General features: G+C 47.4%; 23 protein-coding genes. All 23 read right to left on the reverse strand.

All coding sequences use genetic code 11. The annotated features are described in order from the left end of the window. Positions 1 to 62: 62 nt before the first annotated feature. Positions 63 to 800 carry a hypothetical protein gene (locus tag ODOSP_RS07295; protein ID WP_013611712.1) on the reverse strand — a complete coding sequence of 246 codons (738 nt, stop codon included), beginning with the start codon at positions 798 to 800 and terminating at the stop codon, positions 63 to 65. Positions 801 to 809: 9 nt separating this feature from the next. Next, positions 810 to 1,100, reverse strand: coding sequence for a hypothetical protein (locus tag ODOSP_RS07300; RefSeq protein ID WP_013611713.1), 291 nt, complete (start codon positions 1,098 to 1,100; stop codon positions 810 to 812). Positions 1,101 to 1,119: 19 nt separating this feature from the next. Further along, entirely contained in the window at positions 1,120 to 3,882 is a 2,763-nt protein-coding gene (locus ODOSP_RS07305; RefSeq protein ID WP_013611714.1) for a M16 family metallopeptidase, read from the reverse strand. Next, positions 3,879 to 5,156, reverse strand: coding sequence for a thioredoxin family protein (locus ODOSP_RS07310; protein WP_013611715.1), 1,278 nt, complete (start codon positions 5,154 to 5,156; stop codon positions 3,879 to 3,881). The genes ODOSP_RS07305 and ODOSP_RS07310 overlap by 4 nt, the downstream gene beginning before the upstream one ends. Positions 5,157 to 5,171: 15 nt before the next feature. Further along, entirely contained in the window at positions 5,172 to 5,981 is an 810-nt protein-coding gene (locus ODOSP_RS18735; RefSeq protein WP_013611716.1) for a hypothetical protein, read from the reverse strand. A 17-nt stretch (positions 5,982 to 5,998) separates the two neighbouring features. Further along, a complete protein-coding gene (locus ODOSP_RS07320; RefSeq protein WP_013611717.1) occupies positions 5,999 to 6,622 on the reverse strand; it encodes a fasciclin domain-containing protein in 624 nt (207 codons plus the stop codon). Further along, the gene (locus tag ODOSP_RS07325; protein WP_013611718.1) at positions 6,610 to 8,172 is read right to left on the reverse strand and encodes a RagB/SusD family nutrient uptake outer membrane protein; all 1,563 of its coding nucleotides are present in this window, start codon (positions 8,170 to 8,172) and stop codon (positions 6,610 to 6,612) included. The genes ODOSP_RS07320 and ODOSP_RS07325 overlap by 13 nt, the downstream gene beginning before the upstream one ends. Positions 8,173 to 8,184: 12 nt before the next feature. Then, positions 8,185 to 11,730 (reverse strand): SusC/RagA family TonB-linked outer membrane protein, encoded by a 3,546-nt coding sequence (locus ODOSP_RS07330; RefSeq protein WP_013611719.1) that lies wholly within the window; start codon positions 11,728 to 11,730, stop codon positions 8,185 to 8,187. Between the two features lie 35 nt (positions 11,731 to 11,765). Then, complete coding sequence (locus tag ODOSP_RS07335) at positions 11,766 to 12,944, reverse strand: FecR family protein (RefSeq protein WP_013611720.1); 1,179 nt, start codon at positions 12,942 to 12,944, stop codon at positions 11,766 to 11,768. Positions 12,945 to 13,011: 67 nt separating this feature from the next. Beyond that, positions 13,012 to 13,578: an RNA polymerase sigma-70 factor gene (locus ODOSP_RS07340; RefSeq protein WP_013611721.1), complete on the reverse strand. Its 567-nt coding sequence runs from the start codon at positions 13,576 to 13,578 to the stop codon at positions 13,012 to 13,014. Between the two features lie 195 nt (positions 13,579 to 13,773). Beyond that, complete coding sequence (locus ODOSP_RS07345) at positions 13,774 to 14,814, reverse strand: hypothetical protein (RefSeq protein WP_013611722.1); 1,041 nt, start codon at positions 14,812 to 14,814, stop codon at positions 13,774 to 13,776. Beyond that, on the reverse strand, positions 14,814 to 16,208 hold the full coding sequence (locus ODOSP_RS07350) for an MBOAT family O-acyltransferase (RefSeq protein WP_013611723.1): 1,395 nt from the start codon (positions 16,206 to 16,208) through the stop codon (positions 14,814 to 14,816). The genes ODOSP_RS07345 and ODOSP_RS07350 overlap by 1 nt, the downstream gene beginning before the upstream one ends. An 18-nt stretch (positions 16,209 to 16,226) precedes the next feature. Continuing rightward, positions 16,227 to 16,469, reverse strand: a complete 243-nt coding sequence (locus ODOSP_RS07355) for an acyl carrier protein (RefSeq protein ID WP_013611724.1) — start codon at positions 16,467 to 16,469, stop codon at positions 16,227 to 16,229. Positions 16,470 to 16,485: 16 nt separating this feature from the next. Then, on the reverse strand, positions 16,486 to 17,988 hold the full coding sequence (locus tag ODOSP_RS07360) for an amino acid adenylation domain-containing protein (protein ID WP_013611725.1): 1,503 nt from the start codon (positions 17,986 to 17,988) through the stop codon (positions 16,486 to 16,488). Beyond that, entirely contained in the window at positions 17,972 to 18,286 is a 315-nt protein-coding gene (locus ODOSP_RS07365) for a hypothetical protein (protein ID WP_013611726.1), read from the reverse strand. The genes ODOSP_RS07360 and ODOSP_RS07365 overlap by 17 nt, the downstream gene beginning before the upstream one ends. Before the next feature lie 15 nt (positions 18,287 to 18,301). Next, entirely contained in the window at positions 18,302 to 18,880 is a 579-nt protein-coding gene (locus ODOSP_RS07370; protein ID WP_013611727.1) for a hypothetical protein, read from the reverse strand. Between the two features lie 178 nt (positions 18,881 to 19,058). Next, positions 19,059 to 19,886 (reverse strand): hypothetical protein, encoded by an 828-nt coding sequence (locus ODOSP_RS07375; RefSeq protein ID WP_013611729.1) that lies wholly within the window; start codon positions 19,884 to 19,886, stop codon positions 19,059 to 19,061. A gap of 60 nt (positions 19,887 to 19,946) precedes the next feature. Next, the gene (locus ODOSP_RS20395; protein WP_262496252.1) at positions 19,947 to 20,075 is read right to left on the reverse strand and encodes a hypothetical protein; all 129 of its coding nucleotides are present in this window, start codon (positions 20,073 to 20,075) and stop codon (positions 19,947 to 19,949) included. 188 nt (positions 20,076 to 20,263) lie between these two features. Then, a complete protein-coding gene (locus ODOSP_RS07380) occupies positions 20,264 to 20,689 on the reverse strand; it encodes a hypothetical protein (RefSeq protein ID WP_013611731.1) in 426 nt (141 codons plus the stop codon). Positions 20,690 to 20,966: 277 nt separating this feature from the next. Beyond that, positions 20,967 to 21,266, reverse strand: coding sequence for a hypothetical protein (locus ODOSP_RS07390; protein ID WP_041556528.1), 300 nt, complete (start codon positions 21,264 to 21,266; stop codon positions 20,967 to 20,969). A gap of 464 nt (positions 21,267 to 21,730) precedes the next feature. Beyond that, entirely contained in the window at positions 21,731 to 22,378 is a 648-nt protein-coding gene (locus ODOSP_RS07395) for a hypothetical protein (protein WP_013611733.1), read from the reverse strand. A 347-nt stretch (positions 22,379 to 22,725) separates the two neighbouring features. Continuing rightward, positions 22,726 to 23,007, reverse strand: coding sequence for a hypothetical protein (locus tag ODOSP_RS07400; RefSeq protein WP_022161457.1), 282 nt, complete (start codon positions 23,005 to 23,007; stop codon positions 22,726 to 22,728). 236 nt (positions 23,008 to 23,243) lie between these two features. Then, positions 23,244 to 24,125 (reverse strand): ATP synthase F1 subunit gamma, encoded by an 882-nt coding sequence (gene atpG / locus ODOSP_RS07405; RefSeq protein WP_013611734.1) that lies wholly within the window; start codon positions 24,123 to 24,125, stop codon positions 23,244 to 23,246.

The following is a 24,125-nucleotide window of genomic DNA, read 5'->3' on the forward strand; positions in this document are numbered from 1 at the left end:
TGCAGGCAAATATTTTTCGATATCCTGATTTTTTAAGGAAAGAACGTTTGAATTGTTATCGATTAATCCTTGTATTCGAAACTGATGGTGGATACATCCTCTTCATCCGTACAGGTAATCGACTTTATGCCACCCCATTCTTCGTATGTATAGGTGAACGGTAAATTACCGTAGATTACATCCGAAGAGGTAGGAAGATTGGCAGAGGAGTTTCCGCAAAGCCCTAAAAGGTGCGGGAAAAAATCACTATTTTCCGTAATGGCCGTAAGGATAAATTTGTAAATACAAATAACGGGGTCTACGCCATTCGTGATATTCTTTTGTTCTCCGAATTTAAGTCCGCCTCCGTCGATGGCAACCAAGTTGTTATCGGTATATTTGTATTCTACCGGATACTCCTCCTTTTCTATTTCTCCATCTTCATTCTCTCCCTCATATACTCCGATCACAGAAGTAAGGTAGTTATCGGTATACTCCAATCTGAACGACGTGCCGTAAGCATCCACATAACTGGCTATTTTACCGTCTTTCAGGACATAAGTGAATGTTTCGGCTTCTTCTTCATCAGCGATAAGAATCTGTTCACCTTCCCGTTTTACATTGTAAATCATTTCTTGCGTTTCGCCCTCTGCTTCTACGGTATATCCGATTTTCTCAATTTGTCCGCCTTCTCCATAAGTCAGGGTATATTCTATCGTGCCCAAATAATCCGAAAAGATGACTTTGGTGAGCGTTTTCTCCACTTTGTTCACAATCACTTCCACCGTCCCCAATTCATACTCCTCATTGTTTTGGCGCACGATGACCTTCTAGTTACCGGCTTCTGCGTCGGCAGGCACGGTAAAGGTCACGCTTGTAGCCGTGAACGCTGCCCCTTCGATGTCTAAGGTTTTGGTAGCATCCGCACTGTTTTTGAGAATGAGTTTGGCAGCTGTGACAAAGTCTTTGCCGTTAACGGTGACTTCCTCACCGGCGGTGAAGGTTTCCGGCAGGGTTGCGGTCGGAGCAACGGGAGGCGTCGGTTCGTCGTCATTGTCCGAGCAGGCGGTGAAAGCACATGCGCTGCATACCATCAGCAGCATAATCCAAATGTTCTTCATAACTTTAAATTTTAAAAGGTTAATAAATTACCACATCGATACATTGTGCCGTGTCGAAAAATTTGCGGGCAAATGCCACAATGTCTTTCGCACGGATTTGGTCGATGATACCGTCGAAATAGCGGGGGTCATCGAGCTGGGTATGGGTGCGGTTGTAAAATTGCAGGTTTTCCGTCCAGTAGGCCACATTCTTTTCGGCAAACGCCTTTTGGTGTTCTTGTTTAAGCACCAACAGATAGTATTCGGCGTCATCTTCGGAGATACCTTCCTCTATGAACTGCCGGATTTGGTCGTGGACAATCTGGCGCATCCGGGGACCTTTGGCCTGCGAGCTTTCGAACTGCACGGCAAAGGTCTGGTCGTAGAACGGGTAATCCTCCGCTTCCGTGTGGAGTTGTACCCCGTAGGAACCACCCTCGTCCTCGCGGATGATTTGCCGGAAGAGGTTGTCGAAATGCTTCTGCAGGACGTGGAAACAGATTTTATCCGACGCCTTGGTTTTCAGGTGGTTTTTGTATTCGATACTGACCATGTACTTCTCTTCGGGCAATCCTAAACGGATGTCGCGTGTAGCGGATGCCGTGCTGGCATACCGGTGGTGCACCGGCGTCTCGCGGACGTTGCGCGCCGGCAGGGAAGCGATGTAAAGCTCCACTAACCTGCGGGCCTCTTCACGGGGGAGGTCACCGACGAGATAGAAAGCGAAATCGGCAGCGTTGCGGAAACGCTCGTCGTAAATTTCCACCATCCGGTCGTAATCCATCGCCGCATAGTAAGCCGTATCCGTTTTGCGGATGCGGGGCGACGGCAGGGTGTGCAGCTCTTGCATGACGGAGGCTATCGAGTCGTCGGTCGTCGGTTTGGCGTAGGTGCGCTGAATTTTGTTGGCACGCACATATTTGTCGAAATCCGGACGGCTGAACCGGGGATGTACAACGGTCAGGTGAAAAAACTGGAAAGCAATCTCCGCATCGTCGCGTGTACTGCTGCAACTGATACTTTCCGACCGTTCGCCGAGGTCGATATTGATGTCGATATTGTGTCCGCGCATGATAGCGTTGAGCAGCCGGGCGGGGTATTTGTACAGCCCGTATTGCAGGAACAGGGTATTCAACGCATCGGCCGAGGGCAGGTCTTCCGCCGGCAGCAGGGAGCGGCCTCCGGGACTTCCAGCTAAGAGATTGAAAGCACCGCTTTCATAATCGTTGTGTTTGTAGTAGACCTTGGCGCCGTTGCTCAGGGTCCATTCCTCCGCACCGGGACCTTTCAGCCTTTTGGTCTTGACAATGCGGCCGGCAACAGGAGTGAAATCCATCAGGGACGGCAGCGTATCGGCAACAGCCTGCACGTAAGGTGCCGGCGAGGATTGCCGGGCTTCGCGGAGCAGTCGTGTCAAGGTTTCGCTGTCCGGGAACGGATAATCCGGATTATTGCCCTGTACGGCATAAATGCGGTTGAGGTCTCCGGCATTCCAACGGTCGAGCCAGGCATGTACGGCGCGGCTGTCAATGGAATCGAGCAGGTGCCAGGCGGCGTCTAATTTCTCAGCCACTTCGGCCAGCGGATAACCGAGCAGAAAATGGTCCTGATAGACTTTCAGGTAGACACTGTTGGGCATACGACGGAGCATAGCCGCAGACTGTTTCAACCCGAGACGATAGTTGTCCGTCAACTCCTTTAGCTTCTGGTCCGTGATGGCGTAACGATGAATGCGTTCAAGCTGTTCCAGCACTTGCCGAACCGCTTCCTTTTCCATGCCGGGCAGAGGGGTAATGGCGATATTCTGCCCCTCGTAATGACGCACAACGTCGTGTACACCGGCCTGTGCACTAAGGAACAAGGCATCCTCTTCCTGAATAAAATCATTGAGGCGCTCGCCGACGATTTGATTGTAAAACTCCCGGCACAACTGGTCTTTCACCTGTTCGCCGAGTGTACGGAATTCCGGCTTGCGGAAACGTTTCATCAGTACGACGGCGTTCTGGGGAATATCTTCGTCGATAAGCCGGCAATACTGGGGCTCTTCGTTGTCCGGAATGGCATATGTCACCCGCGGTTTGGCATTCACGCGCTTCGGAATGCCGGCAAAGAGGCGTTTCACTCCGGCCTCCACGGCATCGGGGTCGATGTCGCCGAGGACAATGACCGCCTGCTGGTCGGGACGGTAAAAATCGTGATAATAGGCGCGCACTTCGTCGGCAGTGAAGTGGTTCAGGACTTCCGGAGTACCGATAACGTCGTGGGTGGCGTACTTGCTGTGGTTGTAGAGATAAGCGTTGAGTTGGCTCTGCATCCGTTGCGAAAGGTCCATTCCCTGACGGCGTTCTTCGAGGATGACTTTGCGCTCGATTTCCATTTCGTCGGCGCGCAGTTGCAGGAAGCCCGACCAATCGTGCAGGATAAGCAGGCAGGAATCTACCAGCCCGCCGTCCGTCGTGGGAACGCCGTCGATGTGATACACGGTTTCATCCGCACCCGTATAGGCATTCAAATCCTGAATGCCCCGGCGTTTCAGGAAAGCGGGTACGCCTTCCGGGAAATGCTCCGTAGCATGGAAAGCCATGTGCTCCAGCACGTGGGCCAGTCCGTTTTGATGTTCCTCTTCCATCAGGGCACCCACGTTCTGCACCAAATAGAAGTCGGCTTTCCCTGCGGATGCACCCGTGGCACGGATGTAATAAGTCAGTCCGTTATCCAACCGCCCGTGACGGAACGGCGTTTCCGGGGCTGCCGACACGCGGAAGACGCAGACGGTCAGAAATGTCAGAAGGAATATTCTCATAGGTCGTTCAGTTTTTCACGAATCATATTCTGCAACTGCACTTTTACGGCTTCTTCCGGAATGCCGGCACAAACGATAAAGGCCTGGTTGAGGCTTTGTTTCGCCTTGGCCGAATCGCCGGTTTTCTGCTGGTTTTCCGCTAATAACATCAACAGGCGGGCGCGCAGTTGGGCGGTCATGTCAAACGTCAGCGCACGGTCCAACCATTGAATCAGCATGGGACGGGCATTGTCCGGCGGATTGCCTTGGTAAATGCCGTAGAGGTCTTCGATGGGCTGAGTGTAATCGTTAATACTCAACGCCTTTCCGGCTCCTGCGAAATATTTGTCCATGTTCTCAAAAAAGAGAGGCAGGTTGTGGCGGAACAGGTTGAAATAACTGTCTGCCAGCAGGGTCACCGCTTCAACCGCCGTCAGGTCGCCGAACGGCATGCCGGCATAAATGGCCCGGAGGTCACCGCCGATGCGTCCGAGGGCCTGCCTGTAGTCGGTCTTGCCGGTACTGCAAAGCCGCAGGATATACGTGTTGTAAAGTCCGATAAGGTAATTTTGCACCGTTTCCTTGTCTACCGCTTCGCCGTAACGGTCGTAATTTTTGACCACGAAATCGAATATCCCGTCTTGTTTTTCCATTTCGGGATGATAAAGCGAAAGGATGGTAAAATCGGTCGGGTTAATCATGTTCTCCAATTTCTTGGTTTTGAGGTACTCCGGGAAAAGGGCATCGATGCGCACTTTCCATTTTTCCTGATTATACCCGTTCTGGGTGCCGATAAAATGGGGGGCACGAATCAGCAACTTTTGTTGCAGTTCGGTGTTTTTCTTTTCTTTGCGCGATTTTTCGTACAGTTTCTCAAAAGGGAGTTCCTCGCCTGTCGCAATCTGCGCTTCAAGCATCAGCACATCGGGAGTGACGGCACCCACAAGGGTCCTCAATACTTCCCCCTTACTGTCGAGGAACATCAGGGTGGGCAGGGATTCCACTTTGTAGCGTTTCACCACCTCTTTATTGGCGGCCGCATCGCAGTCTAATTTGCAATTGATGAAATGTTCGTTGAAGTAGTCTCCCACCGGGGGAATGGTGAACACCTGGGCGGCCATCACCTTGCAGGGACCGCACCAATTGGCATAAAAATCAATGAAAAGGTTCTTCTTTTCCGCCTTGGCTTTGGCCAAAGCCTCTTCAAAAGTACCCTCGGTAAACGTGATTTGGGCAAACAAACCGTTGGCCGCCACAAGCAGCAGACCAACAAACAAGAGTTTCAACTGTTTCATATTTTCAGGAATGATTTATTGCAGGATAAAGGTGAATATATCGGGGAGCACTACGCTATAGCCTTCGTTGCTGACCCGCAGAGAAACCATGTATTTCCCGGCCGGAGAGTTGACTTTGGCATCCACATACATCCGTCCGCCTCCGATAACGGAGAGGTAACGGCCGAAATCGGCTGCTGCCGCCTCTCCCCGGTCGCTCCGGATGCTTACCAAGGTATAGGTAATCGGTTCCGTTCCCAACAACTGCTCGATACACGAGGTGGTCCAGGGAATATCCAAAGCTTGCTGTTTCTGCAATTTCTCTAATTCCCGGGCAATGGTGAAAGGAGTTTCCAAACCGGCTTCCTGGCAGAGGGCTTTGATTTTTCTCTCTATCCGGTCCCTAATCTGGTATACAGGCTGGTACACCTCTAACTCGTATGTCACCCAAGCCTCGTATGCTTTTTCGCAATTGTCCGTCAATTCCTGCACCCGGTCCGGGTCGGCGTCGGATTCATCCTCAAACTGGTCTAAATAGGCGTTCAACTTTTCTCCGTGTTTATTCATAATACCCTCCAAACGGTCGAGTTCTTCGATGATTTTCTCCTCTTCCGCTTCGATGGTGCGGTAAGCGTTCAGGGAATCGAGAATCTCCCCGGAATAGCTGTTGAGTTGCTCTTCTAAGCGGATTACTTCTTGGTTATAATCCTCATAGCGGATAATTTTCAGACTGTCTATGGGATAGCGGGCATTTTCCGTAAACAGGTAGCCCGTGTGTTCCTTTTCGCATCCTGCCAAAGCGAACAGGGCGAAAAAGAGAGGGAGATATAGGGTATATTTATTCATGTCCGATAAATTAAGGGTTATTCAAATAAGAAATCATGTCCTAAAGCCTGCACCACCCCGTTTTCGGTCTGAATGTTGCTGGAGTAGATTCTCCGGGAGGTGGCAAACTTTTCGATAAAGAACCACAGATGCACGGCCCCTGCATTCCCAACACCCAAGTAGGACTCCTGAAACGTCCACAAGAAGGCTTCACTTCCGTCCATCAGGGTGTAGGTCTTGCCGCCTGTCTTCTCGCCGGTAGCCTCGGAACGGGAACCACGGGGTACGTCGCTCGTCAGGATGCGTTGCGGAATGATGAGTTTTTCCAACAGACGCCGGCACTCTGCGGCGGGAATTTCATTTACCCGCCTGAAATTGTTATTGAACATATAAGTCATGATGGCCAGATTGCTGGGAGCCAGAAACGTAATCTGACCGTATTCGCCTTTGCCCTCGAACAAATCCTGTAACCCGGCATGTTGAATCATCACCCGGGTGGAATCCCAGTCACGGGGCTGTTTTTTGAAATAGTCCCACATGGAACAGTCGTGTACGCCGTAAGCAACGCCACCGTCGTGATAATTCCATTTTGTGCAGGAGCCTAAAGCCAGACCGATACACAAAAGAAGAGCTATATGTATGTAAGATTTTATTTTTGCCATAACCAATATGTATTTTGAGTCATTAATGTATTCTTTTCAAAAGCGTCGGAGCTAACCCAGGTATAGAGTGCACCGTTGCGGACCTCTTCGTCGGTGAGGGTTTTGAATTTACCGCGCAGCATCTCCCGGTAGTAACCGTTGCGCACAATGTCGAAATAGTACTGCCCCTCGCCGAACAATTCACGCCGGCGTTCGTTGAAAATCTCCCGGCGCAGCGCTTCCGGTTCGGTACTCCCGGCGTATGCTTCCAATCCGGCCCTCTTCCGAATCCGGTCGAGGTCGTCTTTCGCCGTCGTCTTTTGGAGCCGCGCGCGGCATTCGGCACGCAGCAACACGACGTCGGCCAACCGCCAGAAAACATAATCGCAGTCGGTGGCTACAGGTACTTTCCCCTGACCTTCCAACATCTCCGAATTGGTTTGATAATGGTAATCACGCCATTTGTGGATAAAAGCATACGGAGAGGTCACCTCTTCTCCTTCCACCGTATAGCTGACATGGCCCAAATCGTACCAGAACTCTTTCCGCCTCAAATCATTCTCTTCGGGATAGATTTCTTTCACCGTTTTCACTGAAATCCGGTTGTATTCCTGATTTTTATCGGTGGACAGGGATTGCGGACTGACATTGGTATAAGGGTAATCGATCAATTCCTGTCCCGGCAGTTCACCCGTAAAACGGGTATCGTAGATATGGGCATCATCCAATATGTCGTTGTCGATGCTGAGGATGGTTTCCTTGCTGTGGCGGTTTTTGCCGAACACATTACCGATTAAGTCCGTCATGTTTTCGAGTTCGTAGTCTCCGGCAAATTCGTCGATAACCTGTGAGGCATAGTGTTCCGCCTGTTCCCAGTATTTGGCGTCTTGCGTCAGTCCGCCCATCCAGGCATAGATATTGGCGAGAAGGGTATTGACCGACCCTCGGCTGGCGTATTGCCGGGACGTAATGGTACGGCCGTCGGCATCCGTCATTTTATCGTGTGCCGGTAAACCGAGGGCTTGTTCCGCTTCTCCGGCAGCGTATTGCAACACTTCGAGAGCCGGTTTTTTAGCTAAGGCAATGAGCGACTCCGAGCCCGGAGAAATGGGCGCATCCCCCCAAATCTGGGCTATCCGGAAATAGGTTATCGCTTTGACAAAATGGGCTTGTCGGAGCCAAAAGGCCGCCCGTTCCGCCGGAATATTCTGAAAGCGGTACTCGTTGTCAATCATCAGGTCGGCCAGGCTTATCAGGGAATAATGGTCACGCCATGTGCTTTTCAGTATTCCGCCGATAAGGGTCTGGGTGGTATGCGTCGCCACATCCAATTCGCGGAAACCGGAAATGTTGGGTTTCAACTCGTCGGCATCGACAGACATATAATAATAGGGTTGTTTGCCCTTGCAAGCCGACTTCATGCAGGCCATCATGGAAGTGTGAAGAGACTCCAAATCGGCTTCACTCTGAAAGTAATTTGTCAGCGTCACAGAATTTTCGGGAGAGATATCCAGCCAGTCGTTACAAGACAGAAGCGGCAGGAATAACAAAAACAGATATATCTTTTTCATCTCGTCGGCATATTAAAAATTAACGGTCAATCCTACGGTAAACTTACGGGGCAACGGATAGGAAGCAAGGTTGTCCATACCGTTGGTCGGGTCTATCAACTCCGGGTCGATACCGGAATAATTGGTCAGCAGGAAGAGGTTTTCGGCCGTCACGAAGAAACGCGCACTACTGATGCCGATTTTCCTGACAATCTCCTCTTCTAAGTTGTAACCTAACGTCAATTGTTTCAAACGCAGGAAATGTACTTTTTCGATGTCGCAGTCGAACAGACCGGAGTATTGGTAATGCAACCCGTAATTCTGGGGTTTCGGGTAGGCCGCCTGTGTACTTGCCGCACTGCTCCAGGCGTTCAGTTTGGTTACGTCGGCAAAGAGGGGAACGGAAGAGGCATCGGGTTTGAGGCTGAAATCATCGTAGATTTTCAGCGCATGGCGACCGATGGAATAATTGAAGAAGATGTTCAGGTCTAAATTCTTCCAGCGGATTTCATTGATGAATCCTCCGTGTGCTTTGGGCAGCGGACTGGCAGCCGCATATTTATCGGCGGCAGTGATGCGTCCGTCACCGTTGAGGTCCACGAGTTTACGCGCACCCGGCAGGTATACCATCCGGGTGTCGTTGTCGTAAATCAATTGCACTTCCTTGTTGGCCGTATAATATTTGGGCACTTCGTCCATACTGTTGTAGAAGCCGTCGGTTTTGAACACCATCAACTGGTGGAGCGGCCGGCCGATAATCTGGCTGTTGAAATCGAAGCCGTCCGCGCTCTTCTCAAAACGGTTCCAGTTGCGCGAAAGATTGAATTTCATACGCCACTGCACGGCTGTTTCGCGGAAAATATCGGCTATGAGCTCCAGTTCAATTCCCTGATTGGAAATGGCCATACCGTTTTGCCACTGGAAATTGAGGTATTGTGTGTTTCCCGGCAGGGTGATGCGGTTCAACTGGCCTTTGGTGTAGCGGTAATAATAGTCCAGATTGACTTTAAAGCGATAGTCTAACAAACTGATATCCAATCCGACGTCGTATTGGTTGGTTTCTTCCCAACTCAGGTTTTTGTTGATAACGCCGGCACTCGCATTCGGCAACATACCCGCATTGCCGTGAAAAGTGTAATGGCCGGGCGACAACAGTCCGTGAGCTAAGTAAGGTTGGTGGAATTTCTGTCCGGAGACACCCCAGCTACCGCGTATTTTAGCAAAGCTCAGCCAATAAAAGCGTTTCATAAACGGCTCTTCCGAAAAGGCCCAGCCCAAAGCAACGGAGGGGAAGGTGGCCCAGCGTACATTTTCGCCGAACACCGAGGAACCGTCACGACGCAACGTGGCTTCCAACATGTATTTTTCCTTGAAATTGTAGGTCACACGACCGAAATAACTGTTGAGGCGTTCTTCGTCGAAATTGGACAGGTAAGTGAAAGCGGAGATAAACAAGTCCTTCGTGCCGTCGCCCACATTATTCAAACCGTTATCGCCACCCCAGCCCTGCGCGCCGACGTAGTGAACGTGATCGTTCGGTCCGTTGGAACCCGAACCTTTATTGTTGAAACTCTGGTCTTTCTGGAAAGAAAGTCCCAGCAGCACATCGAAATTGTGCCGGTTTTTGATAGAGAAATTATAGCTCAGCAGGTTTTCGTTTATCAGCGAAATATCCCGCGCAATGGTTCCTTCCGAGGTCGAAAAATGGTAGGTCGGGTCCAACGCCTTCGGTTTGAAAATGTTTTGATTCTGCTGGTTGAAATCCACGCCTGCCGATAGTTTCAGGTGCAGGTTGCGGATAATTTCGTAGTCCAACACCAAATTGAACCGGGCGGAATAGCTCTGATTCTTTTCCGAAGTTTCATTCAACTGTTGGAGCATCATCCGCCCCACCTCCCCGCCACCGGGAAGCAGCGTCGGCGTATCCGTCGGGTCGGAAGTAATGCTTTCCATCTTGCTGGCATTGCTTCCGGCATTGCTTCCACGACTCCGGTCGCTGTAGGTCAGTGAAAATTGGCCGTCCATCCGCAATTTTTTAGCCGGCATGGCCGTCAGGTTCGTCAATACATTGAAGCGGGTAAACCCCGTATTGACGGCGATTCCTTCCTCGTCGTAATATCCGGCACCAATCATATAGCGTACGTTTTCATTTCCGCCGGAAGCTTGAAGATTGGCATTGAGCACCTTAGCTACCTGATAATTTTGTTTCCACCAATGGGTGGAGTTGTTGTAAAACGAATTCAGACTGTCCTGCAAAGCAATGGCATTCTGCGGGCGGGTAGTACCCCAAAACCAGTTGTACATGGGGCCCTTGTCCTGGCGGTTTTCGTATACCTCTTCATACGACTCCGGCAATTTCCAGGTGCCGTCGGCCGTTTTATAAGGGGCCAGCGTGTTGTACAACGCTTCTAAATGGTACCTGCGTTCATAGTTACCGCCCCATTGGTCGGGAGCTGCGGGCAACCAGGAGGCCGAATAGGAAAAATTGGCGGAGAAGCGGGCCTTTCCAGCCTGTCCTTTCTTCGTCGTGATGAGAATGACACCGTTTCCTGCACGCGACCCGTAAATAGCAGCAGAAGCGGCATCTTTCAGTACTTCGATGGATTCAATCATCGACGGGTCTAAGTCGGACAACGTATTCGAACCGGTGACCGGTGAAGTAAACGACTGCATGGGTACGCCGTCGATGACGTAAAGCGGGGTGCCGTAATTGCGGTCATCGCCCTCTCCTTCCACAAACAAAGAGTTATATCCCCGAATGGCTACCAATGAACCGCCACCGCCCGGCGAACCGGAAATGTTGCTGATTTCCACACCCGCCATGTGTCCCTGCAAGAGGTTTTCGAGGCTATGGGTAGGCAATTCCTTGAGTTCGTCGGCTTTCACGGAAGAGATTGCACTGACGACGGTACGTTTTTTTTGTGCACCGTAGGCCACTACCTGCACTTCTTCCAGGCTGGCCGTTTCGAGTTCCATCTTTACGGAAACGGCCTTTCCATCGGTATAATTAACCGTTACGGTTTTGTAGCCTACGAACGAAAAGACCAATTTTCCTTTTTCCTGCGGTACCGATAAGGTGAAATCTCCGTCCACATTCGTGGACACCCCCATTTGCGTACCGTCTAACAGAACGGTAACACCCGGCATCGGCAGGTTCTTTTCGTCCACCACCTTTCCCTGTACTTTATAAAACTTCTGTTGTTCCACCGTTTGCGGTTGTTCACGAAACAGAATGATGGTTTTGTCTAAAATGCGGAAAGAGAAACCCGTTCCTTTCAGGCAAGCAGCGAGCACTTCTTCGATGCGGGCATTCCGCACGTCCAACGTGATGTTGGAGATATTTTTTACGGCAGCATCGTCGAAGAAGAAACTGAACTCCGATTGCCGGCGGATGTTGTTCATCACCTGCTCTAATGAAGCATTGTTCACTTTCAGGTCTAATTTCGCCTCCTGCGAGTATGTGTTGGCCGAGACTTGTAAAAAAGCAGCACACAGAAACAACATACAAAGTTTCATAATCTTTTGTGTTTTGCGCCATCGCCCACCATAGCGACGGCTGTTTTCAGTTCTGTTTTCCATTGAATTTGATTTAGACTTTTATTTTGACTGATGATTTATTGCCATGAAACGGAGACCGTCCGGCCTTTGACGTGAAAATGCACACGCCGGTTTTGTTCGATGATGCGGAGGATATCCCCGAAACGTTCGGTTTTGTCCATATCACCCGTAAACCGGATGTCCTTCACCTCCGGATTCAGATAAAACACCTCCAAGTCGTACCAACGGGCAAGGGTGGTAAAAAGGTCTTCCAACCGCATATTGCGGAAAACAATCCGCCCGTCTTTCCAGGCGGTATGCAGATAAGTGTCGACCTCCCGTTTGGTCATGTAACCGTTTGTCTTCTCCAAACACCCCTGTTCGCCGGGTGTCAGGCGCACACTTTGTCCGCCGACCTTTTCGGACATCTGCACGGCCCCGGAAACCAATGTCGTGACAATATCCTCTTCCGGATAAGCCCGCAGGTTGAAACTCGTGCCCAACACCGTGACTTCGGCAGGACCGGAAATAACGGTGAACGGGTGTGAGGCGTCGGGATGTACATCGAAATAGGCTTCCCCGACTAAGTAAACCGTGCGTCGTTCCCCGGTAAATTGCACCGGATAGCGCAGCTGTGATTCGGTATTAAGCCACACCCTGGTACCGTCCGAGAGGGTCAGCAGATACTCTCTGCCCCGCGGTGTAGTCAGTGTATTACAGGGAATGTTGTCGTTGACAGCCGATACTGTGGAATAAGTAATCTGGTTTTCCCGGATTTCAATATTCGCACCCTTTTGGGAAAGCACGGGAACGGTTAGCGTATCGTTTTGCGATAACACAATCTGCTCGCCACCCGCTAAAGTCAAGAATGCCCGGTGGCGGGTATCTGTCAATCGACTCCCCTGTTCCAGGTCATCTGTGCGGGACGAATTCACCCACCACACTGTCGCTCCGGAAAGCAACAAAATAAACAGGGCCGCATAACGCAAAGAGCGATACAACAGCTTACGGCGACGCCAAGATTTCCGTCTCGACATAAACATCCGGCAATCTCCCTGCCAGTCAATCGTTTGACGCAACCGCACCTGTTCCGCCAATACCTCTTCCCGGCCAAAAGCGGCATACATCGTCCGATGGCGTTCATCCTGGGCCAACCATTCGTCCAATACCCGGCGTTCATCGTCAGAGAGTTCTTCCCGCATCGAACGGGCAATTATTTCCGATAGCCGGAATATTTCAATTTCTTTCGTTTCCATAATTTTATCAAATCAATATAATGACCCTTAAGGAAACGAAAAGAGGGTATACAAATGCGGAAAAAAATTAAAATTGTAGGATGGAAGTCAGCAGGGCCAAAGGAATAACGTCTTTCAAACGCTTGTATAATAAAGCTTTTCCTTGTTTTTTATAGGATTTGACCGTTTCCACACTAAGGGAAAGGATTTCGGCAATTTCCTGATTGCTTTTATTTTCGAGTACCAACCGGAAAACCTTCCGGCATTGCCCCGGCAAAGCATCGATGGCCCGGATGAGTTGTGTATACACTTCTTCCTCTAAGATATGGTCCAAATAAAAAGCTTCTTCCCCCATCGCCTGCGATTCGAAAATATACCGTTGCTTCACCCCTTCATGCCGTAGTTGTTTCAGGCAACGGTTTTGAGTAGTCTGGTAGAGATAGGCTTTCAGGTTGTCTATGGAAGTAAATTTCTCCCTGTTTTCAACGATATGGAGAAATATTCCCTGCACGACATCCTTGCAGTCTTCTATATCCGGAAGATAGTTTTTAGCAAAAATCACCAGAGGTACATAGTAATGCTCAAACAAAAACTTCACCGCCACATCATCGTAACGCAAAATATCATGTAAAGGTGATGGCGAGGGAGCAGGCATGTTTTTTGTCTTTATATGGTTCGGAGAACAAATGTAATACTTTTGACAATGCCGCTGCTATCGTTTTGAATAAAATAACAAAAAAAATTAGGTGTTTATGTACATTTTACCCTAAATGTAGGTTTCATTTTTTTTCTTTCTATTCAGATAGCATCCTGCTACCCGTTTCATTCTTCTTTTCTTGTCTATCGGCTGTCATTGACGTTTGTATATTCTCTCCAACAGTTTATTGCCCAACAAGGGACGATAATGTCCCGCTTCGTAATAGTTGTGGTAATCTTCTGTAAATTCGTTAATGCCGCTGAAATCATACACATTCTCTTTTCCGAAAATGCCTTGCAAGATTTCTCTGTCATCCGGGTGCAGCTTTTTCTGGTTATAATCCGGACTGATTAGGACACGTATTGAGGTGCCATGACGGCGCAGGACTTCCATGATTTCATCCAACACCATCCGTTGCCTGTGGAATATGGCAGGTTCAGCTATCGTAGCAGTACCGTCCCGTTCGGGAAACTCTTTTTTACGGTTTTTCCAATACGCCTCGCCTTCCTGTTTTATCTGCTTCTCACGGGGATTGAACGCATCATTGTTCTTCGAATCACGTATCCTTCCATGAGGATTCATCCGCTTCATGTCCGGTTCTACATTTCCTGTTATGCGGTATTTCAAGTAGGGGAACAAGAAATCGGGCGTTGCGAATGCCTGTAAGAACTCCAGTTGCACGGTAAAAGGATTACGCCCCGATACAGCAGCCGGAAGTATATGGCCGGCTCCCGTCAGGAGTTCAAAACGTGAAAGGGAAATCCGGTCGAGAATCATCAGCACATTCTTTATCTCCGCACCTTCACGGTCAAGGGCACGGAGTTTGAGGCTTATCGCTTTCATACTCTCTGCATTGCCGAAAAGACGGATGGCACGGTCGCCGGGAACAAGATATTTTTCCCATTCTCCACATCGGAATGCCATCGCACATGAATTGCCCAAAATAAAAGAATTGAAATGCACACTATCTTTATGGTTTCGGTATATCTGCCAACCTACCTGCTGTTCGTTGAGCATGACATCCGAATCATATATTTCATATTTGCGAAGTACCATGAAAGGGTCATCGTAAACATAAAGGGCAATCAAAGCCCAAAACGGTATGGCGAACAGTACCGATTTTCGGACAAGGCGAAGGAAAGCCTGTCGTTTGCGAAGGCTTTCGCCAGTAATAGTTTCCTGTATATTTTCCATCAGAATTGCAGATATATGAAGTTCTCCGTGCCGAACTTGCCATAGGCGAACAGCGCGAATACGATTAAATAGTAGATAGTCCAGCGTAACAGAATAGGCTGCCTTTCAAGACGGCGGTGCAAGTCGCCTTTAGACATAAAAAAATCATAAAGCAGCATCAGCAATAACGCGGCACCTGCCACGATGCAGATGTGGTCTGACATACCGATATTGATTTCTTTCCAGCTCGCATGGGTCTGAAAAGAGATATTCCGCAGGAAATAGAATGCGTCGGAAACGGACTTTGCTTTGAAGAACACCAACGATACGGCAAAAATGAGGTAGGTGCGGATGACCGAGAGCATGGCGAACAGCCGTCCCCCGATATGTTTCCTTACCTTATTCCGTATTCTTTCAGTCCTTAGCTCCCATACAATCACAAGTCCCTGTATAAATCCATAGACGGCAAATGTCCATCCTGCACCGTGCCATACGCCCAAAGCGATAAATGTCACCATGAGGCTTGCCGCCACACCCCACTGTCCCCAACGGCGTGTGAACGATGACAGGGGCAGAAAAAGGTAATCCCGTACCCAGGAGGAAAGGGAGATGTGCCAGCGGCGCCAGAACTCAGCCGTGGTTTGGGCGGCGAAGGGATGCGCAAAGTTGGATGACAGTTTCAATCCGAACAACATTCCTATTCCAATCGCCATATCCGTGTAGCCGGAGAAATCGGCATAAAGTTCGATGGGATAGAGAAGGCAGGCCATAAGCAGTTGTACACCCGATGCAGTGTGCATCGAACTGAACACCCCATCAATATAGGGTGCTATATGGTCGGCAAGTACCAATTTTTTCACCAATCCCACCACAATCAGTTTCAAGCCATAAGTCATCATGGAATAGGATGCCGGAGAGAGTTTCCGGACTTGCGGAAGCAAATCGGCAGACCGCTCAATGGGACCTGACAAGAACTTCATGAACAGAAGCATATAAAGCAGGAAATCTATCGGACGGCGTTCCGCCTTTTCCTCCTCCCAATAGACTTCCGTCAAGTAACCGATGGCCTGGAATGTATAGAAAGACATTCCCAATGGGAAAATAAAACCTGAGTCTCCGGTTAGCCGGTTGGCATACCTGAAACCAATCCAGCAGAGGACAAGACAGGATATGCCGCCCCAGTAAATCAAACGGAAACCTCTTCCTTTTTCACGGGCTTGCTCAATAAGTATCGCGGCGCCGTATGTAAAAAGGCTTACGACCAGTGCCGTGACAAGGAATGCGGGATTGAAGTATCCGATGAAAACTCCGCTTGCCGCAAGCAGAACTAACTTCCGTCCTTTATCACTGATAAAATGGTATAATGTGAAACAGAGCAGGAACAGCAGGACAAATTCAAGGGAAATGAATGACATTACTTTTTCCTCCTATTCCTATTTGGCTTTATTCTTGATGGTATGGCAAAGGTCGCCCACATTTTTCAGTTTCACTATCTCGCGGAACGAGAAACGCACGCCGAACTTATTCTCTATTTCTGTGATTAGTACCATATTGGTCAGCGAATCCCATCCGTCCACATCGTGGGCAGTAGTGCTTTCGGTCAATGTAATGTCGTCTCTCTTTAACACTTTTCTGAATATTCCGTTCAGTATCTCCAATAATTCTGTTGTATCCATATACTTGATTGTTTATTTATTGAGTGATGTACTTTAATAGTTGGTTCCGGTCAATTTTGTTGCTGTTGTTTTGTGGGAAACAAGGAATGAAGTGGATGCGCCGGGGCAACATATAAGGCGGCAGATGGCTTTGCATATACCGTTCGAGGCTTTCCGTATCCTCCGCCTCCTTTTCTACGGCAAGGTGCAGTTCACAACTTCCGTCCGTAGCATAAACCGGCAATACCACAGCGTTACAGCCATGCTTGTAAAACGCTTTAACGTGGTATTCAATCTCACCCAATTCTATTCTGAAACCTTGTATCTTTACCTGCGTGTCTTTACGGCCGCAATAAATAATATCTCCGTCAGCATCAACTTGACAGAGGTCTCCGGTACGGTAATAGAGTTTTCCAAAGGGAGTCGTAACAAAACATCCGGCCGCCTTTTCGGGAGTACGCCAGTATCCGCACATGAGTTGCGGTCCGGCAATCCACAGTTCGCCGGTCTCTCCGGCAGGAAGCTGCTTGCCCGACGGGGATGCAATCATGTAGTCCATACCCGGAAAAGGCTTCCCGATTGCCGCCATGCCGTTATGGTGTTTGGCTCCTTCAGCCGGGATTACATACGAAGTGCAGTAGATGGTGGCTTCGGTCGGTCCGTAGAGGTTGATTACCGTGGCATTGGGTATGCAAGGGCGAAATTCATCGAGCAGATTCACGTCAGTGGCTTCGGCTGTGACGATGAGATAGCGTAAGTCCGGAAAACTGATTTCCCCGAAATAAGGACGTGATAACCGAAGTACGGAAGGTGCCACTGCCGCAAACGTAAGGCGATGGCGTTCCATAATATCCAGTACGTTCAGGTATTTCATTCCTTTCTGCGGAACAGCATAGACACATGCCCCGAGAGTGAGGGGATAAAGAAACGACACGACAGAGACATCGAATGTCAGTTCGAACATCTGAAGCATACGGTCGCTTTCGTCCAACTCCCATCCTAAAGCGCGATAAGCCTTGTAGAAAGCATTCAAGTTCCTCCTGGATATAGGAACGCCTTTGGGTTCGCCCGTACTTCCTGACGTGAAGATGATGTAAGCAGGCACGTCGGGATTAACGTCATACGTCACCACGCCGGAATGCGAGGTTTGCCGGTGTGAGGAGACGCACACCCGTCCGGCACTGATGTCAGGGGGAAGTATATCGCCGTTCTCTCCACTGTAAAGCAACAGACCGATGCCGGATTGCCGGGCTATCCGGCAGTTGCGTTCTGCCGGATAATCGGGATGCAACATGACGTATGTTTTTCCGGAAAGCAGCACCGCCAAAATGGATGCGTAGGTTTCCATACGGTTTTCAGCCGTGATGCCGATGATGTCTTCTTTGAGATTCCTCAGCGTTTCACAAATGCTTCCTGCCAATCCAAACAATTCCTGATAGGTATAAGTCCGGTCGTCAATAACCAGTGCCGGACGCATGGCATAACGGTTCGATGCCCGGACTATAGCGGCCAGCATATCTGCATCATTTGTCTTCTTCATAATTTATATGTTCTCTGTTCATATTTTCTTGTTCCGTTTGCGGCTCATGCTGCACTGCTTTTTCTGTGGGGATACCGGGGTCGGTGCCAATCATCCACAAGAAATGGGGGAATGGCAATACCAGTTTCACAGTGTTTCCGTTTTTTGTTGTTTCTATCTTTCTTTTCAGCATAATGTAACTGTTCTCTTTTGAAAATCTGCCTTTGGGAGAATGCGTTGATGACACCAGAAGTTCCAACAGTTTTTCAGATGACTCTTGTTCTTCTTTTATAAGTCTTAAAGAAAGCGGATTCTCCATTTTGCACTATTGACGTTATTTGAAAGTATAGCCAAAACTCAGATAAGGATACAATAGCGGGGTTTTACGCAATTCGTATTTGTCTCCAAAATTGAATGAAGGACTGACACCGGCACGGAACATAAAACCACTTTCCCGTTGATAGCGGTATCCGATATTTAAAAAGATATAGTATCCGAAAGTATTCCGTGATTCAACTATCTGAGTAACCGGTTCGATAATGCTGACATTTCCCTCGCTGTTAACCCAATAAGTTTCCTTTATAGAATACAGCCCCATATTGATGCCAGTTCCGGCTTCAAACTTGCTGCGCCGTTTACCTAAAATGCAATTAAACTCCAATGGCACGGAAAAACCATGTCCTTCATTGGAATTGTAGTTCGTCCCATAAAAATAGGATATTCCGGCACGATAGCCGAAAGCTGAACCGGGCTTTATTCTTGTGTCATAAGAAACGCCAATCATATTTGAAGCACCCAATAGTTCCAAATAAATGTTCTTGTACGTTTTATCTTTGTGCGAATTCTCAATCTCTTGCCCGAAGGCAGGAAAAGAGAGAAAGCAGATTAAAATTATTGTTACAATATTTCTCATCCTTTTTCTTATGGTTTAAGCCTATTTGATAGGCTGTTTAATAGTCACTGTCACTTGTTCCGCTTTGTTGGATGGATTATAAAGCAGACTCCCGCATGAACTCATGCACATTATCCATCCGCATAGCAGAATCCATATAGCAACAGTCGTTATTTTGCTTTTTTTCTGTTTCATATTATCAATGATTAAAGAATAGACCTTTCACGATTTGCTGGAACATTCCACCAAAATCCGCGTTTATTTCGCGCCCGTTGTGCTTATACGACGGACGTATTATCGGTACTGTCCATTGCCGGTGAGCCCCATTGCCGCCATAGCTTCTCATGCCCACGTCCATTGCCCACCGCTCTGCCAAATCGAATGAGAGGTAACCGCCATAATGGTAGCCGTCTATCCTCTTCATCGGTTTTACTCCCGGAAAGTAGGTGCAATAATAGGTGCCGAAGAGATGGAGCGATGTTTGGGGGAGGAATTGATAGGAAACATCGGTGCCGATTCCGAATGTATTGCTACTCGAACGGGGAATGCTCAGTTTATGCGCATAGAGGCACAGCCCCAATTTCCATTTCTCGTTTGGAGAATACACCGTTTTGACTTCGGCATAGTTCGATACGCCGACTCCTATGATGTTTTCCTGCCTGCCACGCCCCCAAACATCCACTTTGTTAAACCGATGGATAATCCCGCCGACATTGTATTCACCTTTATGCAGGGATGAACGGTCAACGGGAAAACTCCGTGTGTAATCGGGACGAAAGTCCAAAAGCGTTCCGGGCATTTGGGGAATGGCATCAAAATGTGGAAACAAAAATGCCTTCTCATGTTCATAAACCGACAGTTTGGTCGTGTCTATGCCCGTCACGGTCTGTTTTGTACGGTCAAAGGAAAGTACACGTTTTTCCTGCCCGTATGATTTTGAGCAAACAGACAACAGCAGCATGATGACAAGAGCCACACTATATGCTGTCAGATTGATGCCGCAGATTTTCAATTTTTGTTTCCACATAATATATATTCAATCGCAGGATTTCGATATATGTTTCTTTTCGTTCCATGACTGTTGGGATTATTGGCAAAACGGACTCGCCAAAAGCGAAAGAGCGATTGTCGCAATGACAACCGCCGTAATCGCCATGTCTGTAACGAATACATCGATAGACAGCCGTTTGATCGTTTCGATAATCATCTTGCTCATATTTTTTGTCGCAAAAATATCTGGCATAAAACGGCTATACAATCAGAATCTTACCGAAACGGAGAAATCGGCTTCGCAATCGCCCGAATCCGCCTTCGAAACAATTTCGGAGGTATCCGTTCACTTGCTTCCGAACAGCCGCCTTCGCCGCCGATACGACAGGAAGATGCAGAGAATGCACGCCAGAATCATTCGTTCGGAGTGGTCAGAAGTGCACTTCCCTGTGTAATATCGATACTTGTGAAAGCATCGCCGACCGTCATTCCTATACCGATTTTCCTCGGCTCCCGTCCATCGTTCTCTTTCAGGGCGATATACAATTTGTTCGGACTTTCGGACGGCACGACGATTTCGCACCACTCGTTTTCGAACTTCATAAATCCGAAATCCTCGCCGTGAATCATCAGGTTTTCGCCCTTCGCTTCGTATTGGACGGTGGAAATCCACCAGCCTTTGTAATTTTTCATCGTCACGACGGCCGAGCCTCCCTGCGGCGGAACGGTTATTTCCCGACAGTCCGTCTTGATCGGATCCCAATCGCCGTCCTTGCGTGTACACGATACTGCCGATGCTGCGATAGCAAGTAAGTAAAAGCCGTATTTCAATAGTTTCATACGTGTATATATTTTCGATTCGCGGCAATATTAGTATGAAATCTCTCTGTTTTGACTTCATTTTGACCATTATTGCCCAGTATACTATAATGCACTTCCACTTCTCCGGGAATATCATCTTTTGTGGTTATTGCAATATAATTATGCCGAAGAATAGTTGTTTTGCGTACTCCTTCCTCTAAATCAACCTTTGTACATTGGGAAAACAATATTGTAAGAAAAAGCCAAACACACAATTGTAAAGAGAAGATCTTCTTCATTTTGTTGCATCTTTAAATTAATCCCAAACCATTAACCAAGGATTCCACCAATCAACCTTTGTATAGTTGCCGCCATTCTTCTTGTCTCCTGGCACGCCTACTTTTGCGCCATTATCTATCTGAAGGAAATAATAGTTTCTCCACAACCAAGAACCAGTCTGTTTTGCACCATAAGCTAAAGTCCAATGCAATTGCCCACCAGAACCACACAATCTGATTGCGGGTTTCTTATAATGCTTTATTTGGTCATATGCAAAAAGATCAGCAAAGCACAGAGCTGGATTAATCCATATTTTCCCATTGGAAGCAATGGGCATTGTCCTCCCCATTTCTCCCGGAGTCATCGGTCTTCCGAAAAGACGCAAAGCAAAATTTAGAATACCAAACTCTCCAAATGAAGAAGCATTATTATAAAAGAAATCATATTTATCTTTGCCTTGATTTACATAAAGGATATATCCGCAAACCCAAGGACCACAAGCACCACCTCTTCTATAAAAATGCTTTCTGTCATCATACTTATCAATCCATTTTAAACTTTTATCGGTACGACTAAAGATTCTTCTAAATAATCGTCCAAAAAGTTTACTTTCATTATTAAGTTCTTCATCGCTTGTCTCTAAGAGTTCTTGCTCATAAGCACTATATACCGTACAAGGTTGATCTTTTCCTTATCGTTCAATTCTTTAGCAAAAGAGAGAGCCTCCACGAAAGAGAGGTTTCTTCATAAAAAAGGAGCCATACTCTTTAGAATACGACTCCTTCGATATCATGCATTTGGCTACTCTTTGTTCCTTATGGTTTCATTGTGCATTAATATGTATATACAATATAATTGACCGAATGTACGCTTAGACAAACGCAAATCATCTGCGTTCTCAGTATCTAATGTATGTAAGCCTTGGTTATCTTCTATTATATGCTCCATGAAGCGTCGTTTTGCAATTTCCCACTTAAGGAATAGACCATCGTCCAGAGAGGGGGGCAACCCCAACTTCTTTTCAATGTCAAAAAAGTCAATATCAACATAGATACTATCGTTTTCTCTTATACGTTCTTGAAAACTGTGATTGTCCATAGCTATTGCTCTCTTCCTATTGTCTATTGACATATGAGGATAATGCAGAGTTATGCTATCGCCTTTTTGTAAGGAGTATAAATCGAAGTCATACCTGTCATCTAACCAATAGAACTCCACTTCATTCTTACGTAAGTTGTATCCGACGATTACAGATGTTGCAATGTATTCCTTCTCGTATTTCTTTTGTATCTCCGTCGATAAACCAACATTTACAATGTCTATCACCTTGCAAACGTCTGAGGAGTCGTTCTCAAGCAACACCTGAGATTTTGCTCTCGGAGTTACAAAACACAAAAACAGCAAGAAGAGCACTATGCTTGCTCTATTCTCCTTCGACTGGTGTTTCATCCTCTAAAACTTGTAATCCTGCCTTCTGAAACCACTTCTGAATTTGGTCTAAGAATCATATAAGCTTTCATCGTCATATCTCTTGTCACAAATCCCCATTTTATTCGCCCAGTAACAGTTATGTCACATCTGTTACTGTAAAAATAAAATGTAGAGGTCGAGTTAGGAGTCCAAGTACATGATGGATTAGAGTGAACTTTTGTACTAACTACATCCAACTCTTTTCTATTATACCAGACAATCATCTCCGTTGTTGATGTCGCGACGTGGGAACTGTGTTGCCCTCGAAGTACATATGTGAGCTTTACCCCACTCGCCCGTGTTGAAGAACTGGACTGTTGTGAAACTTAAGATAGATCTGTCAAATTAATTGTTTCCCCTCCTGTCTTCACAAATTCAAAGAATTCCTTGGTCTTTTCGTAATCTTCCGACAGAAGAAATTTATCAACCTCTTCTTGAGAAACTCCCTCAATCTGCGTCCAACCATATTGAGCACAAAGTTGTTTCATCTTTTGCAAGTGCTCTATCTTGCTTGATGGCATGTCCATTTCATTGCTACAAGAACTGATGGCAAATAGTGCGAACATACATACTGTCATGCATGCGAGATAAATGTAATTTCGTTTCATAATAACAAGTTTTTTAACGTCAATGCTTTTAGACTGAGAAGCTGAGTGATTATATGCTTACCTCCTTTCCTTAAAATCACAGATTGCTTCGATAATAAGTGTACGCTATGTTTCTTTTCTCTGTAGTAGACTGACGTGTTATTCTTTTCATCTGCAAAGTTAGTTAGTAACAGACAAAGCCTGCAATACCTAAATGTTGGTATTTTTTACATCCAATATAATAACACTTCAGTGGCTTAACTTTCCCGATTACTGCCTCCAGCGATATCCAACAGTTCGGAAGTAATCCCTTGTTGTCTCAATTTATTATACTCCAGCTGCAACTTACCTAATAATTTCACGGCATTATCATTAGCCATCTGCATCGCCAGAATACGGGCAGCCTGTTCGGAAGTTTTATTTTCCATCAACAGATCGTACATCAAAGCATGCATCATCAGGGGATACAACATGGTTAATATTTGTTCACATCCGGGTTCATAAATATACCAGGTACCGAGCCGATCTGTGGTTTCTATTTTTTCTTCCGGTTCTACAATAACCGGCAAAAAAGAACGTAACCGCACGATTTGTACGCCCATACTTTTATAATGTGCATAAACAACTCCTACCTGGTCGTATTTTCCTTTCAAAAAATCTTCCATCAGTTCATCGGCCAATTCCCGGGTAGCCGCCATATAGTCTTTCTTTTCAAAAGCTTCGGGATGTCGGGCCAGGCGAATGCCCTTTATCCGTTTCACCTCAGCCAGTATTTTTTTTCCGACCGGAAAAACGGTAATTTCCCGGATACCCCGTTTCTGATAAGCCTGTACTTCCTCCACCAATTTTTTATATAAATTGATATTGAAAGCTCCGCACAATCCATCGTCGGAAGCAAAAATAACAATAGCCACCTTCTTTACCTGGCGCTTCACTGTCAATGGCGACTGAAACTCACAACCGGATTTTTCAATATGGGCATATATTTCCCATAACTTCCGGCGATAAGGCTCGGCCTGAAGTAACTTGTTCTCGGCCTTTCTCAACCGGGCAGAAGAAATCATCTTCATTGCTCCGGTAATTTTCTGAGAGGAATGGACAGAATTGATCCTTCCTTTCAGTTCACGCATCGTTGCCAT

This window comes from Odoribacter splanchnicus DSM 20712, from assembly GCF_000190535.1.
Classification (GTDB): Bacteria; Bacteroidota; Bacteroidia; order Bacteroidales; family Marinifilaceae; genus Odoribacter; species Odoribacter splanchnicus.

What these genes read in the sequence shown, in the direction of transcription:
- ODOSP_RS07300 (WP_013611713.1), bottom strand. Translation starts at nt 1,100, where the DNA reads ATGAAGAACATTTGGATTATGCTGCTGATGGTATGCAGCGCATGTGCT.
- ODOSP_RS07305 (WP_013611714.1), bottom strand. Translation starts at nt 3,882, where the DNA reads ATGAGAATATTCCTTCTGACATTTCTGACCGTCTGCGTCTTCCGCGTG.
- ODOSP_RS07310 (WP_013611715.1), bottom strand. Translation starts at nt 5,156, where the DNA reads ATGAAACAGTTGAAACTCTTGTTTGTTGGTCTGCTGCTTGTGGCGGCC.
- ODOSP_RS18735 (WP_013611716.1), bottom strand. Translation starts at nt 5,981, where the DNA reads ATGAATAAATATACCCTATATCTCCCTCTCTTTTTCGCCCTGTTCGCT.
- ODOSP_RS07320 (WP_013611717.1), bottom strand. Translation starts at nt 6,622, where the DNA reads ATGGCAAAAATAAAATCTTACATACATATAGCTCTTCTTTTGTGTATC.
- ODOSP_RS07325 (WP_013611718.1), bottom strand. Translation starts at nt 8,172, where the DNA reads ATGAAAAAGATATATCTGTTTTTGTTATTCCTGCCGCTTCTGTCTTGT.
- ODOSP_RS07330 (WP_013611719.1), bottom strand. Translation starts at nt 11,730, where the DNA reads ATGGAAAACAGAACTGAAAACAGCCGTCGCTATGGTGGGCGATGGCGC.
- ODOSP_RS07335 (WP_013611720.1), bottom strand. Translation starts at nt 12,944, where the DNA reads ATGGAAACGAAAGAAATTGAAATATTCCGGCTATCGGAAATAATTGCC.
- ODOSP_RS07340 (WP_013611721.1), bottom strand. Translation starts at nt 13,578, where the DNA reads ATGCCTGCTCCCTCGCCATCACCTTTACATGATATTTTGCGTTACGAT.
- ODOSP_RS07345 (WP_013611722.1), bottom strand. Translation starts at nt 14,814, where the DNA reads ATGGAAAATATACAGGAAACTATTACTGGCGAAAGCCTTCGCAAACGA.
- ODOSP_RS07350 (WP_013611723.1), bottom strand. Translation starts at nt 16,208, where the DNA reads ATGTCATTCATTTCCCTTGAATTTGTCCTGCTGTTCCTGCTCTGTTTC.
- ODOSP_RS07355 (WP_013611724.1), bottom strand. Translation starts at nt 16,469, where the DNA reads ATGGATACAACAGAATTATTGGAGATACTGAACGGAATATTCAGAAAA.
- ODOSP_RS07360 (WP_013611725.1), bottom strand. Translation starts at nt 17,988, where the DNA reads ATGAAGAAGACAAATGATGCAGATATGCTGGCCGCTATAGTCCGGGCA.
- ODOSP_RS07365 (WP_013611726.1), bottom strand. Translation starts at nt 18,286, where the DNA reads ATGGAGAATCCGCTTTCTTTAAGACTTATAAAAGAAGAACAAGAGTCA.
- ODOSP_RS07370 (WP_013611727.1), bottom strand. Translation starts at nt 18,880, where the DNA reads ATGAGAAATATTGTAACAATAATTTTAATCTGCTTTCTCTCTTTTCCT.
- ODOSP_RS07375 (WP_013611729.1), bottom strand. Translation starts at nt 19,886, where the DNA reads ATGTGGAAACAAAAATTGAAAATCTGCGGCATCAATCTGACAGCATAT.
- ODOSP_RS20395 (WP_262496252.1), bottom strand. Translation starts at nt 20,075, where the DNA reads ATGAGCAAGATGATTATCGAAACGATCAAACGGCTGTCTATCGATGTA.
- ODOSP_RS07380 (WP_013611731.1), bottom strand. Translation starts at nt 20,689, where the DNA reads ATGAAACTATTGAAATACGGCTTTTACTTACTTGCTATCGCAGCATCG.
- ODOSP_RS07390 (WP_041556528.1), bottom strand. Translation starts at nt 21,266, where the DNA reads ATGCCCATTGCTTCCAATGGGAAAATATGGATTAATCCAGCTCTGTGC.
- ODOSP_RS07395 (WP_013611733.1), bottom strand. Translation starts at nt 22,378, where the DNA reads ATGAAACACCAGTCGAAGGAGAATAGAGCAAGCATAGTGCTCTTCTTG.
- ODOSP_RS07400 (WP_022161457.1), bottom strand. Translation starts at nt 23,007, where the DNA reads ATGAAACGAAATTACATTTATCTCGCATGCATGACAGTATGTATGTTC.
- atpG (WP_013611734.1), bottom strand. Translation starts at nt 24,125, where the DNA reads ATGGCAACGATGCGTGAACTGAAAGGAAGGATCAATTCTGTCCATTCC.